This is a genomic window from Enterococcus sp. C63, assembly GCF_040887215.1.
Taxonomy (GTDB): domain Bacteria; phylum Bacillota; class Bacilli; order Lactobacillales; family Enterococcaceae; genus Enterococcus_B; species Enterococcus_B hirae.
On record NZ_JBFOFI010000007.1, the window covers coordinates 180,715 to 197,577 of the forward strand.

General features: G+C 40.1%; 9 protein-coding genes and 1 other annotated feature. Of the genes, 3 read left to right on the top strand and 6 right to left on the bottom strand.

From position 1 onward, the window contains the following. Window positions 1-295: 295 nt before the first annotated feature. Entirely contained in the window at window positions 296-2,710 is a 2,415-nt protein-coding gene (gene leuS, locus AB3H90_RS11405) for a leucine--tRNA ligase (RefSeq protein ID WP_010721026.1), read from the bottom strand. A gap of 123 nt (window positions 2,711-2,833) precedes the next feature. Beyond that, window positions 2,834-3,044, bottom strand: a binding site (T-box leader). Between the two features lie 99 nt (window positions 3,045-3,143). Then, window positions 3,144-5,129, bottom strand: coding sequence for a muramidase-2 (locus tag AB3H90_RS11410; RefSeq protein ID WP_368016745.1), 1,986 nt, complete (start codon window positions 5,127-5,129; stop codon window positions 3,144-3,146). Window positions 5,130-5,510: 381 nt separating this feature from the next. Here AB3H90_RS11410 and AB3H90_RS11415 point away from each other — a divergent pair, with 381 nt between their 5' ends. From AB3H90_RS11415 to AB3H90_RS11425, 3 genes are all read left to right on the top strand, one after another. Continuing rightward, window positions 5,511-6,161, top strand: coding sequence for a phosphatase PAP2 family protein (locus AB3H90_RS11415; RefSeq protein ID WP_010721028.1), 651 nt, complete (start codon window positions 5,511-5,513; stop codon window positions 6,159-6,161). A 246-nt stretch (window positions 6,162-6,407) separates the two neighbouring features. Continuing rightward, on the top strand, window positions 6,408-7,364 hold the full coding sequence (locus AB3H90_RS11420; protein ID WP_010736968.1) for a TIGR01212 family radical SAM protein: 957 nt from the start codon (window positions 6,408-6,410) through the stop codon (window positions 7,362-7,364). Further along, complete coding sequence (locus AB3H90_RS11425; protein ID WP_053766190.1) at window positions 7,364-7,933, top strand: class I SAM-dependent methyltransferase; 570 nt, start codon at window positions 7,364-7,366, stop codon at window positions 7,931-7,933. Before AB3H90_RS11420 ends, AB3H90_RS11425 begins: the two co-directional genes overlap by 1 nt. A gap of 180 nt (window positions 7,934-8,113) precedes the next feature. On the opposite strand, the gene AB3H90_RS11430 is transcribed toward AB3H90_RS11425, so the two are convergent. Genes AB3H90_RS11430 through AB3H90_RS11445 form a run of 4 tightly spaced genes read right to left on the bottom strand, consistent with a single transcriptional unit; the run spans window position 8,114 to window position 16,633 of the window. Next, window positions 8,114-8,941 (bottom strand): class C sortase, encoded by an 828-nt coding sequence (locus AB3H90_RS11430; protein ID WP_368016746.1) that lies wholly within the window; start codon window positions 8,939-8,941, stop codon window positions 8,114-8,116. A 26-nt stretch (window positions 8,942-8,967) separates the two neighbouring features. Continuing rightward, window positions 8,968-10,482, bottom strand: coding sequence for a SpaH/EbpB family LPXTG-anchored major pilin (locus AB3H90_RS11435; protein WP_368016747.1), 1,515 nt, complete (start codon window positions 10,480-10,482; stop codon window positions 8,968-8,970). Continuing rightward, the gene (locus AB3H90_RS11440; protein WP_368016748.1) at window positions 10,475-11,767 is read right to left on the bottom strand and encodes a pilin N-terminal domain-containing protein; all 1,293 of its coding nucleotides are present in this window, start codon (window positions 11,765-11,767) and stop codon (window positions 10,475-10,477) included. The genes AB3H90_RS11435 and AB3H90_RS11440 overlap by 8 nt, the downstream gene beginning before the upstream one ends. 51 nt (window positions 11,768-11,818) lie before the next feature. Further along, window positions 11,819-16,633 (bottom strand): prealbumin-like fold domain-containing protein, encoded by a 4,815-nt coding sequence (locus tag AB3H90_RS11445; RefSeq protein WP_368016749.1) that lies wholly within the window; start codon window positions 16,631-16,633, stop codon window positions 11,819-11,821. Between the last annotated feature and the right edge of the window lie 230 nt (window positions 16,634-16,863).

The window sequence follows — 16,863 nt, forward strand, 5'->3', positions numbered from 1 at the left end:
TTATCCACGGTGTTTCAATCTCTAACGGAAAATAAGCCGAAGAAAGAGGTTGAGCCAACACATGGCTCAACCTCTTCTCCGGCTTATTTCTCGGAGCTAGACACTTTTGTCATAATCTCTTTTCCTACGTTTAGTCAGTTATAAACTTGCTGAACTGATTGCGACTTATAAAACATCTTAAAATACTGAAACAGCCAAAATTGTTTTTAATGATCTGTTCTTCATTCTGAAAGTGGCTCTGGGTTTCATCGAAAGCTCCTTCAACAATCTCTTATAATTCACTTGTTCCTGCTTTTTAATTAGCTACGATATTTACTAATTTATTTGGTACAACGATCACTTTACGAACGGTTTTTCCAGCAATGTTTTCTTTGATCGTTTCATTGTTCATCGCTATTTTTTCAAGTTCATCTTTTGGTAAGTCACGTGAAACATTAGCTTTTCCTCGGACCTTACCATTGATTTGGAAGACAACTTCGATTTCATCTTCGACTAAAGCTGACTCATCATAAGTTGGCCAAGCTGCGTAAGAAATCCCTTCCTCATTTCCTAAGATTGCCCATAGTTCTTCACCCATGTGTGGTGCGATCGGTGCCAACAATTGAACAAATCCTTCGATATATTCATAAGGTAGTGCATCCACTTTATACGCTTCATTGACAAACACCATTAATTGAGAGATGGCTGTATTGAAGTGAAGATTTTCGTAATCTTCCGTAACTTTTTTGACGGTTTGATGATATACTTTATCTAATTTTCCATCATTTAAAGTGGTGATTCGATCACGCATCTTATTGTTTTCATCCACAATCAAACGCCAAACACGATCTAAGAATTTGCGGCTTCCTTCTAGTCCATTTTCACTCCAAGCAATCGATGCATCTAATGGTCCCATAAACATTTCATATAATCGTAATGTATCTGCACCATATTTGGCCACGACATCATCTGGATTAACGACATTGCCACGTGATTTAGACATTTTTTCGTTGTTTTCTCCCAAGATCATTCCTTGGTTGTATAATTTTTGGAATGGTTCCTTTGTAGGTACAACACCGATATCATATAAGAATTTGTGCCAGAAACGAGCGTACAGCAAGTGAAGAACGGCATGTTCTGCTCCACCAATGTAGATATCTACTGGCAACCAGCGTTCTAATTTCTCATAGTTCGCTAATTCTGCTTTATTATGTGGATCGATATAACGTAAATAATACCAAGAACTTCCTGCCCATTGTGGCATTGTATTGGTTTCACGGCGACCTTTTTTGCCAGTCACAGGATCGACAACATTTACCCATTCTTCGATGTTGGCAAGTGGCGATTCTCCTGTTCCACTTGGTTTGATATTAGTCGTTTTAGGCAAACGTAATGGCAGCTCTTCTTCTGGTAAAGCTGTGACCGTACCATCTTCCCAATGAATGATCGGAATTGGTTCCCCCCAGTAACGTTGACGTGAGAATAACCAGTCACGTAAACGATAGCTGACTTCTTTTTTCCCACAACTATTTTCTTCTAACCATTCATTCATTTTAGCAATGGCTTCTGCTTTATTCATGCCATTCAAAAATTCAGAATTGATATGAGGACCATCTTCTGTATAAGCAGCCTCTTCAATATTTCCTCCTTCGATCACGGGAAGAATTTCTAAATCAAAGGTTTTTGCAAATTCATAATCACGTTCATCGTGAGCAGGCACAGCCATGATTGCTCCAGTACCATAAGAAGCTAACACATAGTCAGCGATCCAGATCGGGATCTCTTTTCCATTAACTGGATTGATGGCATAAGCTCCAGTAAAGACACCCGTTTTTTCTTTCGCTAGATCTGTACGTTTCAAATCTGATTTTTTAGCTGTCTCTTCGATGTATGCTTCAACTGCTGCTTTTTGTTCTGGCGTCGTGATTTCTTGCACCAAGTCTAATTCAGGAGCTAAAACAGAGTACGTTGCGCCAAATAGTGTATCTGGTCGTGTGGTAAAAATCGTGTACGTTTTGTCTGTTCCAGCAACTTTAAATTCAACATTTGCTCCTACTGAACGACCGATCCAGTTGCGTTGCATTTCTTTGATGCTATCTGGCCAATCTACTAAATCAAGATCATCAAGTAAACGATCTGCGTATGCAGTGATCTTTAGCATCCACTGACGCATTGGTTTGCGGACGACATCGTAGCCGCCACGTTCACTTTTTCCATCGATCACTTCTTCATTAGAGATCACCGTACCAAGTTCAGGTACCCAGTTAACTGCTACTTCTGCTTCATATGCCAAGCCTTTTTCGTACAATTTTGTAAAGATCCATTGTGTCCATTTGTAATATTCTGGATCAGTTGTATTGACTTCACGATTCCAGTCATAACTAAACCCTAAAGAATTGATTTGACGACGAAATGTTTCAATGTTTTTTTGTGTAAATTCAGCTGGATCATTTCCTGTATCTAATGCGTACTGTTCGGCTGGTAGTCCGAACGCATCCCATCCCATCGGATGCAAGACATTGAATCCTTGACTGCGTTTAAAACGAGATAAGATATCTGTTGCTGTATAGCCTTCCGGATGTCCAACATGCAATCCTTGACCTGATGGGTATGGAAACATATCCAACGCATAGAACTTTGGTTTTTCAGGATCATCATGGGTATTGAAGGTATTGTTTTTTGCCCAGTATTTTTGCCATTTCTTTTCGATTTCTTTATGGTTATAACTCATTTTCTATCCCCCTGATCTATTTGTACTTCCACATCAATCTGTCGAAGTGTAGTGAGGTCTCCCTCACTTTTTTGCTTCTTCATCTGAAGAAAACAAAAAAGTCCTATAAAAAGATTGCTCTTTTTATAGGACGTAATCTACGTGGTACCACCTAATTTTGCCTTTTCACAAAGGCCTCAAACGTTGTAACGGTCGTCACCGCTCCTACTTACTCTGTTTGTGATTTCAGTAGGCGCAACTCAAAGGCGAGTTCAAAAGCGTCCGTACACATTTCCACCAACCATGTGCTCTCTAAAACTTTCGACTTTTTACTACTTCCTTTTCAGGCGTTGATTTTTATTTACTCAAAAGTGTAGATTCATAGTAACAAATAAATGCTACAAGTTCAAATATTATTTCACACATTTACTGATTTCTTGCCATGTGTCATTACTTATTTTTTGACGATCAACTGTTGTCCCGGATAAATAAAGTTATTCTTGATATTATTCCATTCGATCAATTGATTCATGGTGATTCCATGACTATCGGCAACGCCCCATACTGATTCGCCTGCTTTGACGGTATAGGTTTTTTCATCTGATTTCGCTGGCGTTGATTGTGCAGTGCCTTTTTTAACGATGACTTCTTGTCCTGGATAAATAAAATTGTTTTTGATGTTGTTCCATTCAATCAACTGATCCATCGTAATATGGTGTTTATTGGCAACGCCCCACACCGATTCGCCTGCTTTGACAGTATACTTCGTATCACCCGTTGAAGAAGCCGTTGGAGTTGTAGAAGCTGGCGTTGAAGCTGTTGGTTTGGTTGTTGCTGTTGCGCTTGCTTTACTGCTTCCACCTTTGACGATCAATTTCTGTCCTGGATAAATGAAGTTATTCTTAATATTGTTCCATTCAATCAACTGGTTCATGGAAATTCCATTTTTATTGGCAACACCCCATACTGATTCGCCTGCCTTGACAGTATAAGTCGCTTGCCCTGTCGCAGTTGAGCTGGTATTGCTTGATGCGGTGTTCTTGTTATTAGCTGTCGAAGCGGACGCATTACTTGAAGATGAGCCACCTTTGACAATCAATTTTTGCCCTGGGTAAATAAAATTATTTTTAATATTGTTCCATTGAATCAGTTGGTTCATGGAAATTCCAAATTTATTCGAAACACTCCAAACCGATTCGCCTGCTTTGACAGTATAAGTACTTCCTGTATTTGCCGTATTACTAGATGTATTACCTGTCGATGTATTAGAAGTAGAACCGCTTGCTGAAGAACTACCTTTTGAAACAACCAACTGTTGACCTGGATAAACAAAGTTATTCTTGATGTTATTCCATTCGATCAGTTGGTTCATCGAAATCCCATGATCATTCGCAATTTTCCAAACAGAATCGCCTGATTTAACCGTATATTTTGCACCAGTTGCTTGTCCCGTACTGCCAGACGTATTCGTGTTGCCAGAAGTATTTCCAGAAGAAGCATTATTACCAGTGTTAGTGGTTGAAGAACCTGCAGATTGGCCACCTTTGATTGTTAATTTTTGTCCTGGATAGATAAAATTATTTTTGATATTATTCCATTCGATTAACTGCGCCATCGTGATTCCAAATGAATGAGAGATTCCCCAAACGGAGTCTCCTGATTTGACGGTATAAGTCGTACCAGTCGTAGTTGCAGAACCGCCTGAGTTCCCACTAGTACTTCCAGAATTGGATGTATTTCCCGTATTCCCGCCATTTCCAATCGTTGCACCGCCTCCAGCGTTGCCGCTAGCTGGTGTATCGTATTTGGTCAATCCATAGGTTGTAATAATATTGTTTAGTTTTCCAGCATACCCTGGATCAGTTGCATAACGTCCTGTCAAACAAGCAGTAGCATCAGTATAAGATTTAGTGTTGCTTTTCCAAGTACCTGCATAATAATAGCCATTACCAAAAGAGGTATTTCTTAAAACATAGGCATTGTCATTAAATGACTCTGCAAAAGAAGGGTACTGACGGAAAGGTTCTTTTTTAGATACCCATTTATTGTTAAGATATTCGAGTGTATCCATATAAACAGTTTGACCTTGATAACTTCCTTTAATCCCAAATAGATTATAGTAAGGTGCTTGTGACAAGGCACTACTTCCCCAACCACTTTCGACGACTGCTTGAGCAATCATGACTGAGGCATATAAATCGTTGGCTTGAGCAATTGGTTGTGCATACGTAGCAATCTCAGCAATAAACGCTGCTGTATTGATTCTGGCACCGAATTGTGTGGGGGTTTGATCAGCATCTACTTGTACAGGCTGAATCAATGGCGCTGCCACAGAACAGCCGACCATCGCCGTACCGACAAGTGCAGCACTACGTTTTACTTTACGAAAACGTTTGGTTTCATTTAAACGTCTACGTTCTTTTCTTGCAATGTTTTCCATCTTCTATCCTCCAACTTCTATCTACAATTTCTATACTATTATAATAATTATAACTTCTCTTAATCTTTATTAAAAGTTATTTAAGTGTGTGACTGCTTATTGTAATCAGACTGTAACCTTTCGTAATGTTCAACACTGAGAAAAAAATAGCACCTTTCCCCGCTTGATTTTAACGACTTTTAACAAATAATCGATTTAAACTTTCCCAGTCAAAGTATGTCAGTTATATTACTTGAAAATGTCTAGGAGATTACAAAGTGATTTACAAATAAAATACCTTTTTTATTTTTTGATTAAGTGCTCGATTCTATAAATAATTATGGATATTATTTATAGAGCGAATAATGCTATAATGAGTCATTGTTGAAAAGGAGGATATTTATGAAGCAACGTACAACTTTTCATGTAGCTGGAGCTTGTTTTTTACTGCTCTTTTTAGTCTTAGGCTACATTGTCAAATACCGTATTTCTTTACTGGCGGGATTTGATCAATCAATAACAGAAATGATCCGCGCTCCCTATCCCCATTGGAATGCTTATCAGCTGTTTATGACAAAATTTGGCAATCCACTCACGGTCATCTTAGTCTTCTTGCTGGTTTCATTTTTGTTATGGTGGAAGAAAAAAAGACCTGAAATGATTTGGTTAGCGGTTAATTTTATTGCCATTGCTGGGATCATCAATCCTGTGATCAAACTATTCGTGATGCGCGTTCGCCCAACCCTTGAACACCTTGTGGTAGAGCACAGTTACAGTTTTCCTAGTGGTCATGCAGCTGGTAGTATGATTTTATATGGTACACTGATTTTTCTAATTCCTGTCATTATTCAAAAAAAGGTCTTTCGTCCATTGATTCAAATACTTCTAGCGTTTATTATAGTAAGTGTTGGGATTAGCCGTATTTATTTAGGCGTTCATTTTCCAAGTGATATTCTAGGTGGCTTTTTACTTAGCCTCTCGTGGTTATGCTTCACGTATCCAATTTATCGAACCCAAAAAGAAAAATGGCTAAACACGCAGAAAACGTCTTGATCTCACACAAGTATTTTTTAGTGAGAACTTTTGTTACAAATCATCCAAATCAATAAAAAATTGTGGAGAGACAGTTAACTTTTTTCTTTGATGATTAGTTAATCTGTCTCTTTACTTGATTCTAAGAACGATTCTCGTTATAAAGTGCTTAGATTTTACGTCATTCATCAGGTATAATGATCTGAATCGTTCAATACGAGTAGAAGAAAGTGATGAATTTAGCACCATTAAGAAAGAAGGATAACAATGGAATTTACATATTCAGATGGAAATAAACGCTACCACTCATGGAATTATGCGTTAAGAAATGAATTTGGCGGGAAAATTTTCAAAGTGCCAATCGATGGAGGATTTGACTGCCCCAATCGTGATGGTACAGTGGCTCACGGGGGCTGTACTTTTTGTAGTGTTTCTGGATCAGGTGATATGATCGTCGCTCCCGAAGACCCATTACCTATTCAGTTCCATAAAGAAATCGATATGATGCATCAAAAATGGCCAGGGGTAACCCAATATATCGTTTATTTCCAAAATTTCACGAATACTCATGCACCTGTAGAAATCATTCGTGAGCGTTTTGAACAAGTGATCAACCTTCCTGGTGTTGTCGGGTTGTCGATTGGTACTCGCCCAGACTGCTTACCAGATGCGGTCGTGGATTATCTCGCAGAACTAAATGAACGGCTTTATCTGTGGGTCGAATTAGGATTACAAACGACTTTTGAAGAAACCTCTACACTGATCAATCGCGCACATGACTACCAAACTTACCTTGATGGTGTGAATAAATTACGAAAACATGGCATTCGTGTCTGCACTCACTTAATCAACGGCTTACCTGGTGAAACATTAGAAATGATGCGTGAAAATGTCCGACGTACGATCCTTGATTCAGATATCCAAGGAATCAAGCTTCACTTAATGCACTTGATGCGCAAAACAAGGATGCTTCGTGATTACCATGAAGGTCGTTTGCAACTGATGACCCGTCCTGATTATGTCAATGTGATTTGTGATCAATTGGAAATGATCCCTCAAGAAATCATTATCCATCGGCTTACCGGTGATGCGCCTTGGGATTCGTTGATCGGACCAATGTGGAGTTTGAAAAAGTGGGAAGTCTTGAATGCGATAGATGAAGAATTGGTTCGTCGCAATAGTTATCAAGGGAAATTTGATGTTCGTAAAGGAGTGCGTTGCTAATGCTACAAACTGCTTTACACTTTAGCCATACATTATTAAAAGAAATCCTGCAACCAGGTGACCATGCTATTGATGCCACCATGGGTAATGGCTACGATACGCTTTTTATGGCTGAATTGGTCGGGAAGACCGGACATGTTTACAGTTTTGATATCCAACCTGCTGCCTTGCAATCCACGAAAGAAAAACTCGCTGAACAAGCATTGACCGATCGAGTCTCTCTTTATTTACAAGGTCATGAGACACTGGGGAATGTCGTGGCTCCAGAGCAACCAATCAAAGCAGGGATTTTCAATCTAGGTTATCTTCCTAAGAGTGACAAAGCAATCATTACTTTACCTGAAACAACGAAAATCGCAATGGAAGAGATACTGAAACGTTTAGCCCCTCGAGGACGCATGATTATCGTCGTCTACTATGGTCATGAAGGTGGGAAATCAGAACTGGATATGGTACAACAGTTTTGTCAAATGCTCCCTCAAGATCAGTATAATGTTTTAAACTATCAATTTATTAATCAAAAAAACAATCCACCGATTTTGTATTGTGTGGAGAAGAAAAAATGTTGAAATAATTGGCTTTGTTCAATTACTCCGTTCGCTTCTTTATGGCTTATCAATGTTTTTTGGACAGTTTTGTTAATTGACGAATATAAAAAAGCCCATAACTAGAAAGTTTTCACTAAGCTTTCTATGGTTATGGGCTTTTTCTCATTGTTGGTTCTCTCAAGTAATCCAACATGTCTTTTTCTATTCTATTGGCTTTTCACGTATGACTCGCAGAATGAACAGGGATAGACTTCCTACAAAGAGCAATAAAATGAGTAAGATCATGAGATTGAGCCACCATTGTCTTTGTCCTGCATTCGCTTCTTTTTGGGCTAGTTCTTCTGTATAAGGCACTCGATGTCCTCTGACTAATAATCGATGGGAATTGATCATATACGGTGTACAGGTGACTAAAGTCACGAGATCTTCCTCTGGATAAATTTTTAGAGAGCTAACGTCATCAGGGGTCACAATAGTGATGTCATTCACTTCATAGGCCAACTTTTCTTCTGCATAGGTGATAATGAAAATATCCTCCAACTCCAGTTGATCGAGATCCGTAAAAAGTTTTCTTTCAGGAATCCCACTATGGGCAGAGATCACACTATGGTTATTTTTACCACCAGTAGGGTAGGACGTCCCTTCCAAAACACCAGCACCATATTGGAGGATCGTCGGGCTTGCATGGTCAAACAACGGAACACTGACCCTAATCTTAGGGATTTGGATCGAACCAATCAAGTGATTCGCTAAATAATTAGCGAGATCCGCTTCTTTCCGACCAGTATAGGTTGGGAGCGTGATCGCTCCCATACCTCTTTCTGCTAGTTCTTGATTATACTTTTTGGCTCTTTCTCGTGCCTGTTGCTGTTCTGCTTTCGTTTTTTGAGACTCATTGATACGATAATGATCAACGAGTTGGTTGAAGGCATTGACATAAAAAGGATAACTCGCAATTAATCCACCTGTTAAAAAAAGGAGATACATCACGATCCGAAGCCACTTTTTTGGTCGCTGTTTTTGGGACATTATATATTCCCTCCTTCAAAACCTGTTTACATGTGCTCTTTTTTCGTTTGTCGATAAACGACGTAGGCTGCTAAGAGAATCAGTCCCCCGATCAGCAGGAAAATATAGATGCCCATACCACCGGTTTCCGGTAAAAGCCCTTGAGGTTGGTTTTCGATCGTAACTAAAGGTGTCTCTGAAGCAGTTGAATCAATTTCAAAAGTGGTATAAGGATCTAAAATGACGTAACCACTTGGAGCCGTCACCTCTTCCAACGTGTAGGTTCCCGCTTTAAAGCCCCGAATATCAAAATAGCCATCTGGTCCTGAGGTTATTTCTGTCCCGACATCATCCCAACCAATCAAGACATTCTCTTCATTCAGACGTGCGTACAATACTTGACCATCAGAATCTTTAAAAATCCGAAAGACCGCCCCACTTAATGGATTACCATCATGACTATTGATCTTTCTAAATTGATGCTCATTCGTCTTGACTTTTGGTCCATCTAAGATCGTAGGATCCGAGCCAAAATCGATTGTGGCAGTATTATCAGATAGTTGAGTGATTGCATCACCCGTGAGCGACATGTCATAAGAAATCGTGAGCGTTTTTCCTTGTAATAATTCAACCACTTCCTCATTGTCAATGTGGAAAGTAATCGTAAACCCACCATTCGGAGTAGCTGTATCAATCGTAAAATAACTACTAGGTACCGCTACACCATCAATCAATACTTCGATTGAATCAGGGGTCGTTAGTCGCAACCCATTAGTTGGTGTATCTGTGATTTCGAAAAATGCTTTGTTACCTAAGTCACGGGGAACAGCAACCGTCAACAGATAATTTAAGATGTCATCTGTTCCAACATCATAGTAGGTTACTTGATTCCCATCTTGAGTGATTGTTACTTCATTAAACCGACCGCTATCTACTAAAGTTTTCGAATGTTCTTTCAAAATATTTTTAGGATAGAGGTGGATCTCTGTTAGTTCTCCATCACCAGCATAGACTGGCAAAGCCAAAAGTAGTGGGTATGCCATTTCATATATATTCGCTGGTGATTCTTCTTCGACAAAGAGATAAACAGCATCTCTACCTTGGGCATCTTTTCGAGGTAATTGGTCAAAGACCGCAATCCCCTGTCTGTTTGGATCGGTCTCGCCACTTGCTGTTGCTGTCACTTGAGTCTGCAAAGGGCCACTGGCATAATCAGGGGCTCTTTTATATAAAGCCGCATCAGACTGGATTCTTTCCAAGGCTTCTCGTGCTGTTTTCCCATCCTCTCTGATAGAACGAAAATATTGTTCTGTGACATCATAGACAGAAAATGTCACGCCGTCTAACGGATCGCCGCCAAAGTTTTCCATTAGTTCACCAGTATTTTGTTGATACGCTTCTTTCGGGATTTCATCCTGCCAAACACGTTTATGAAGCGTGACATTCACATGCTCTGGGGCTGCTGCTACTGGAAGACTCATTCCTAAAATACTGAATGCCGAAAACAACAACGTAGCAAGCATCACGAATATCCTGAATTTATTCTTTTTACTTTCAGTCATCTTCTTCCCTCCTAGTTTTGTTCATGTACTTCCTTAACAAGTAAGCCAGTAATAACAACGCAATGCCTAAAATAGCTAGCGCTTGTCTCATTTCTGCAGTACGTGGTAACAGACGATTGAATAGCTGTTCCGTCCCTGTCGCTGTTCCTCCTTGTTCTCCCCCAGCATCCGTTGGCAGATCATCGTCCTTTTGAGACTCTCCTGCTCGTGAAATGTTATAGATTCTAGGTCCTTTCTCTACCGATTCGTCCTGTTCATTAGAAAAAGGTTCCGACATTTTTTGTTCATTAAGTGTCATGAATAAAAACTCACCTGATTCATTTTTCCAAGTATTTGGGATAAATAATGGAATCTGCCGATTTTCTTCACTGATCTCATACCCCGGAAGAGTTTGCAATTCTTCAAAATAGTATTCACCACCGATCAAAAAATGGTCTGCTATCTTGACACGCCCTGCAGCATCAGAGATGAAGGTTGCGATTGCTTCATCGTTTAAGGGATCATCACTTTGTTTCCACACATCCCCTAACGCCTCCTGATTTTGTGCTAAATAGATTTTTTCCCCAGCTTCGTTATAACGAAACAGGGAAAAAATCACACCTTCGAGAGGTTCGATCTGCTCAGTGTCTTCTTCTTTGCCATATTTGTAAAAATACGGTTGTCGAAAATACCCAGCATTTTTAGGATAAAGATGAATCTGAGTCAGCTCTACTTCATTTAATGGGTCCATTAGAGGCAAGCCAATCATTATCGGTGCAGCATTTGTCACATTGAAATAACTAGTTTGCTGAGAGTGATCCTCAACGATCAGATAAATTCCATAGTGACCGTTGTGCTTTCTGGGAACATCGACCACACCCACTCCTTCGCCAAATTCAGCATGAGTCTGCGTTAGGACAGGACTACCTGTCACTTCTTCTAATTGCTGCTCTGCAATAAATTGTTCGATCTGGATCGGGTTCATCTGTCCCAAGCGTTTAGCTAAAGCTTGCGCATCTTCTTGTGATTGAAGATAATAATCCGTCAAATGATAGACATGAAACGTGGCGCCATTATAAGGAACACTCAGACCAAGGCCATTTAAGTTAGCCAATTCATTTTCTGTCAATTGTCTGCCATTTGATGGAGAGGTCTGTGGATCTGTGATCGACTCATCTACAAGGACTCTCTTGTGTAAGATGAACGTCACAGTCTCAGGATCAGTAGCATAGCCTCTATATGGGAAGAATCCGGTTACTAACAGCAGACCTAGCAGCAGCCATTGAAACATTCTTTTTTTGTGCATATCCTCTACTCCTTTCTCATTTGCTGAAATGCCATCAGACCGTCCTAATTACTATTTGCTATTTCGCTTACTTCTCAAGCGATAGAACAACCAACCTAGTAATAAAACAATGGTAGTGAGGGCTGCAATTAGAAAGAAGCGAAGTCCAGGTCCACCTGTCATTGGCAATAAGCCAGACGTTTCCGTATTCATGATTGGTACGACTTCCATTTCGTCCAAGTTTTGGACAGCTTCATGTGGTTGTAACAAAATGTAATCTGTATCAGCTAGCCTAAATCGTTCAGAAAGGTCACTACCTTCGTGATCCGTGATACTTATTTCTCTAATGTAATAATGATAAGCTTGACCATCTGGAGTAAATTTCTCCAAGCGGTTACTGATCCATTTCAACCCTTCACCTGTATCTCCTGGCGTTAAGAGAATCGTTTGGATTTTCTGCTTTTCCCCTTCTTCGACACTTCTAAATAACTCAAAGGTAATGTAGTTAATGCTCGAGTAATCTAAATCGCTGAATTCAAATTGTTTCTCAAATCCCACATAGACACGTTCAGGGGTACTTTCAGGTGTCGTGCTATTTTTCAGGATGATTTGCCAATTCTGATTAGCATCTTTCACGATCTTATTGAGATTATCAACTTGATCGCCCTCTTCCCCACTACTTAAATCAAAATATGGTTGCAGGTTTTTTCCTGTTTTGGTATTGATAATGCTGGTTTCTTTTACGATATATCGATAATCCTCACCTAAATCGGCTAACTCTTCGACCAGCACTTTAAACTCATTCTCCTGATTCAAAGTGAAAGTCATGGGTGTGAATGAAGCATCCAAGCGCCACTCATCGCTTTGTTCATACCGTTGTTCCCTTAATAAATTGACCGTAATTTCATAATCTTCTTTGATCTCCTCTGGTACTGCCGCATTAGGCGTGGTAAAATCCCAATTTTTTTCGATCATGAAAGGCTTTGGTCGGTTTTCAACAGTCAACTTGAACTGTCCATTGTCTAATTGGATTGTTGCTCGTTCTTGTGTCACTGGAATCCCTTGTTCATCGGTGAAAAAAATTTCCTCTTCTCTACTAGTCGTTCCTGATGCCTGTACCTTGAAATAAATGGGCTCTGGTAGTACAGCAAACGGACCTGCTGGTGGAGTAATCTCTGTCAGACGATAGATTCCGTTCGTCAATCCATAAGCCTCTTCTTCATGAACACCACCGATCTGAGTAGGATTATCTACCGTAAATGTCCCTAATACTCTTTCAGGAAATTGTTCTTGGAAAAAATCTTTAGATTTTTTCTCTAAACGGAATTCTGAACCTGTAAGGTCATTTCCTTCGTGATCGGCTTTATAGAATTCCACGATTCGATGGATTCCTGAAGCATAACCTTCGCCCGTCGTGATGTCCGTAATGGATTCTTCCGTCACTTTTTGTTTTCCATTCAAGAAAACACCTGCACGATTATTGACAGAATCAGCGGTTGTTTGGGCAGTATATTCTACGATCAATGTTTTATCTGTCACTTCTGACTGACCAGTATTATCACCTACAACTAATTGGAAATGAGCAGTTTTTTGCGATAAATTGATCAAACCGTCCGCAGCTAACTGGTCAAAGGCGGTTTCTGCCTTCACACCTGGCTCACTTAAAGCTCTTCCTGTTTGCTGACTGATCCAATGAGCTTCACTTGTATCATTTTCTGGATTTGCTTGCCATTCAAAGATTTGATAAGCACCTCGCCCATCTACGCCAATGTACTCTGGCAAATATGGGACTAAGAGTTGTTGTGGTGCCAACAGTAGAAAATCTTGTTCATCAATTAAACGGCGTATTTTTTCAAATTGCTGAGTCTGGGGATTGTATTTTCCTTCAAAAACGTTGATTCGATATTTTCCAGTATCGGGATCTAGCAGAAGCGTCGTTTCTTCTTCATGATCCATGAGATCAAAGAGATACAAATTCTGGTATTTGGCGCCACCTGGATTCACGATCACGCGGTAGGTGATATGTTCGCCGTCGTCTGCTACTTCACCCGTCTTGATCACTAAACTTTCTGTCGGTATCGTGACTTGCGTTTCTACTTCTGTCTTGCGCCCACCAGGACTTGTCAGTGTCGCTATATTTTTATAAGAACCTGCTAGTAATGGATTATCAGCTAGTTCTTGAGTGGCAACATAATCGGCAATGAAGAAGATAACGATTGGTCGATGAGTCTCTTTTAAGAGAACGATCCGCATCAATTGTGTTTGCGGATCATATTCTAGGCGATAATCCGTACCTTCCACAAGTCGTTCATTCCCTGCATAATCTCCTGCCGCTATTTTCCAGCGGTGTTGATTCGTATCAGGATCAATCGGACCAGCTAGGTTGGCGGTCCCCTGAAAGACGTGAACAGAGTCTGGCTTAAACTCCCAACCAGCAAGGGTCGAAAAATCATCTTCAATGACGGTTCCTGCTGGTAATGGACCACTGGAAGGATTGAATTCTAGACGAAACAGTGTTTGGTAGCGATCAACGATTCCAGTGTAGACCGGTTGTCGACTCTCATTTGAAAAACTTTCATCTGTCCAATATTCAAACGTTCCGATATTTCCAGCATCAGCTTGTTCTGCATCTTCAGCGATTGCTTCTTCATACTTTTGCCCTGGCTGTAGGAATAACCCTTTTTTATGTCCATCGTTTATGAGGCTATAGTGCCAATTGCCAAATGTTCCATAACCAACTGAATCTTGAGAATACTGAACGTCTCCTTGTCGCCAAGTTGCTTTGGCGTAGTTGAAGAACGTAATATCTGGATGGATATACGTTCCACCTAACCAAGGATAGATCCCTTGGACTACTGGATCGCTGGAATAGTAATTACTTCTATTGAACTGAGAAGGGTCTTCATCCCAGATTTTTAAATAACCTCTACTAGATAACTGATGCTCTTTCGTTGAAAAATGAATCTTAATGGTTCGATCCGTTGTTTCATAATCTCCAATCAAGCGGATCGTAAACCCTGTTTGATAAGCACTATTCGCTTGATGTAAATAACTCCCATCCGGCAACATCAATCGTTCGTCTGGTTCAGAAAGATTATGCAAAACCAACTCAAAATCAACATCCTTTTCTAATGTGTTGCCTACGTCATCTGTGATGACTAATGTCGATTCTAGTAATGAGCGAGCATAATAGATCCATTTAAAAGGACGAACATTGTTCTCATAGTAGCCGTGATAGTTATTAGGATCGAACAATCGCACGAGATCCTCTTCAAAGATGATGGAAGAATCACGGATTTCTACTTGTTCAACTAATTTATTTTCCTGATTGAACAGAATCTCCCAATGTTGGATCTGCTGAGTCTGGTCACCCCCAACTCCACGTTTTACGATTCCTGGCATGCTTGGGTTAGGAATGATTCCGCCAGCGCTACCTTCACCAAAACTTCCTTGGATCGCATGGTTGGAAAACTGGATCGTATCCGCTGAAACCTGTCCATCCGTCGTTTGTATCCTCGTTTGGTAGGTGATTCGGTAGGTGCCATTCGCATCCCCTGGTGGTGTGAGCGTCATCTCTGTGTTTTCTGCATTGAAACCGACTGTAAAGCCTTCCGCATTCGTTCCGGTGATCTGCAGTGAATTTTGTTCAAAGGTATGGCTCGCAGCATTTGCTGGAATGACGGATAATCGATCGACGATAGGGTCTTTTTCACCATCGACGTAATAATACGTGTCGATTTGCCAAGTCACGAGTACATAGTCATACGCTTCGCGATTCCCCGTTGGTTGACCAGGCTCATCTGTCGCCTGATAAAAATCAATTTTGTCTGATCCATTTGGATTTTTAGCTATTCGTTTTGAAAAGTCTTGTTTTACGATATCAAATTCGACATCATTCGTTTCTGTCCGACCTAATTCATCACTTTCGACAATGAGTTGATTATGAACAGTTGGTTGGCTCAGATCTTTGACTCTGGTACGGATGATTAATCGATAAGCCGTTCGTTTAGGTGTTTCATTATTTCTGATCGTCCAAGTTATTTGGTTGTCTTGTTGCGCTTGACTATAATCACTTGCTAATAAAGGATGGAACTGTTCATCCTCAACTTCTTTCTTTTGGATACTAACTGACACAAATTCCTGGTTATCACCAAAGAAATCTGTGATTTTCACATTTGTCAACGCCCGATGTTCTTCGTTGATCAACGCTTCCCATTCAACAATTCCAGTGTCCCGATTAAAACTAATTCCCTGTTTTTCAACGATCTCTTCTCCTTTAACAATGATTGGCACTTCAACTACACCATATTCTCCCAAATCTACGATCAATTCTTCGGTAATATTATCAAAACTCGTATCAATAGAAAACGAGCCCTGAATCTCACTAAAATTATAAATACGGGTATTAAATTGGATCGCTATACTACGATCCTCATTTACATAAAACGTACCAAAAGAAAATCGTCCAGTTTCATCCATCAATTCACCCGATAGACCACCTGCTGGAATCAATAATGTGTCAGGAATATTTTCAATGATCGTATAGCGTTCATTAGCCATTAGATCGCCACTAGGATAAATATCGTCATCGACCAACCACCAATTGATTTGAAGGCGGACATTCGTATCGCTTGGAACGCCTGTTTCGGGCAAATCACTCGTATACGTGCCGTCTTTTTCAGGATCGATCATCAATTGGACACCGTTATCATTGTTCCCGTAAGCCTCACCTAATTGAAAACCTGTTGGTTGTCCAGTTACATGGAAATGACCATTTGAGGAAGCATGGACTAGCGGCCCCATCAAAAAGAGCGGGTTGGACAAAGGAACCAAAATCGTCAAGAGCATCATCAATTGTAAGCACACCTGCCTTATTTTTACCTTCATACCCATTACCTGCCTTTTTATAGTTTTTAAGGAGCGCCTTATTTAACATGAAATATAACAGGTTTCTTGAAACAGCTTACTTCAACTTTTTCAGACAAGTCTGAAAAATAACGATTCTTATCTCACAATAGCTAAAGTCAAAGAGATCTCTATATGCAAAAAAAGACTACTTAGAAAAGAGCCATTCCCTCTTCTAAGTAGTCTATTAGTTAGCTTATTTGTTCATTAAA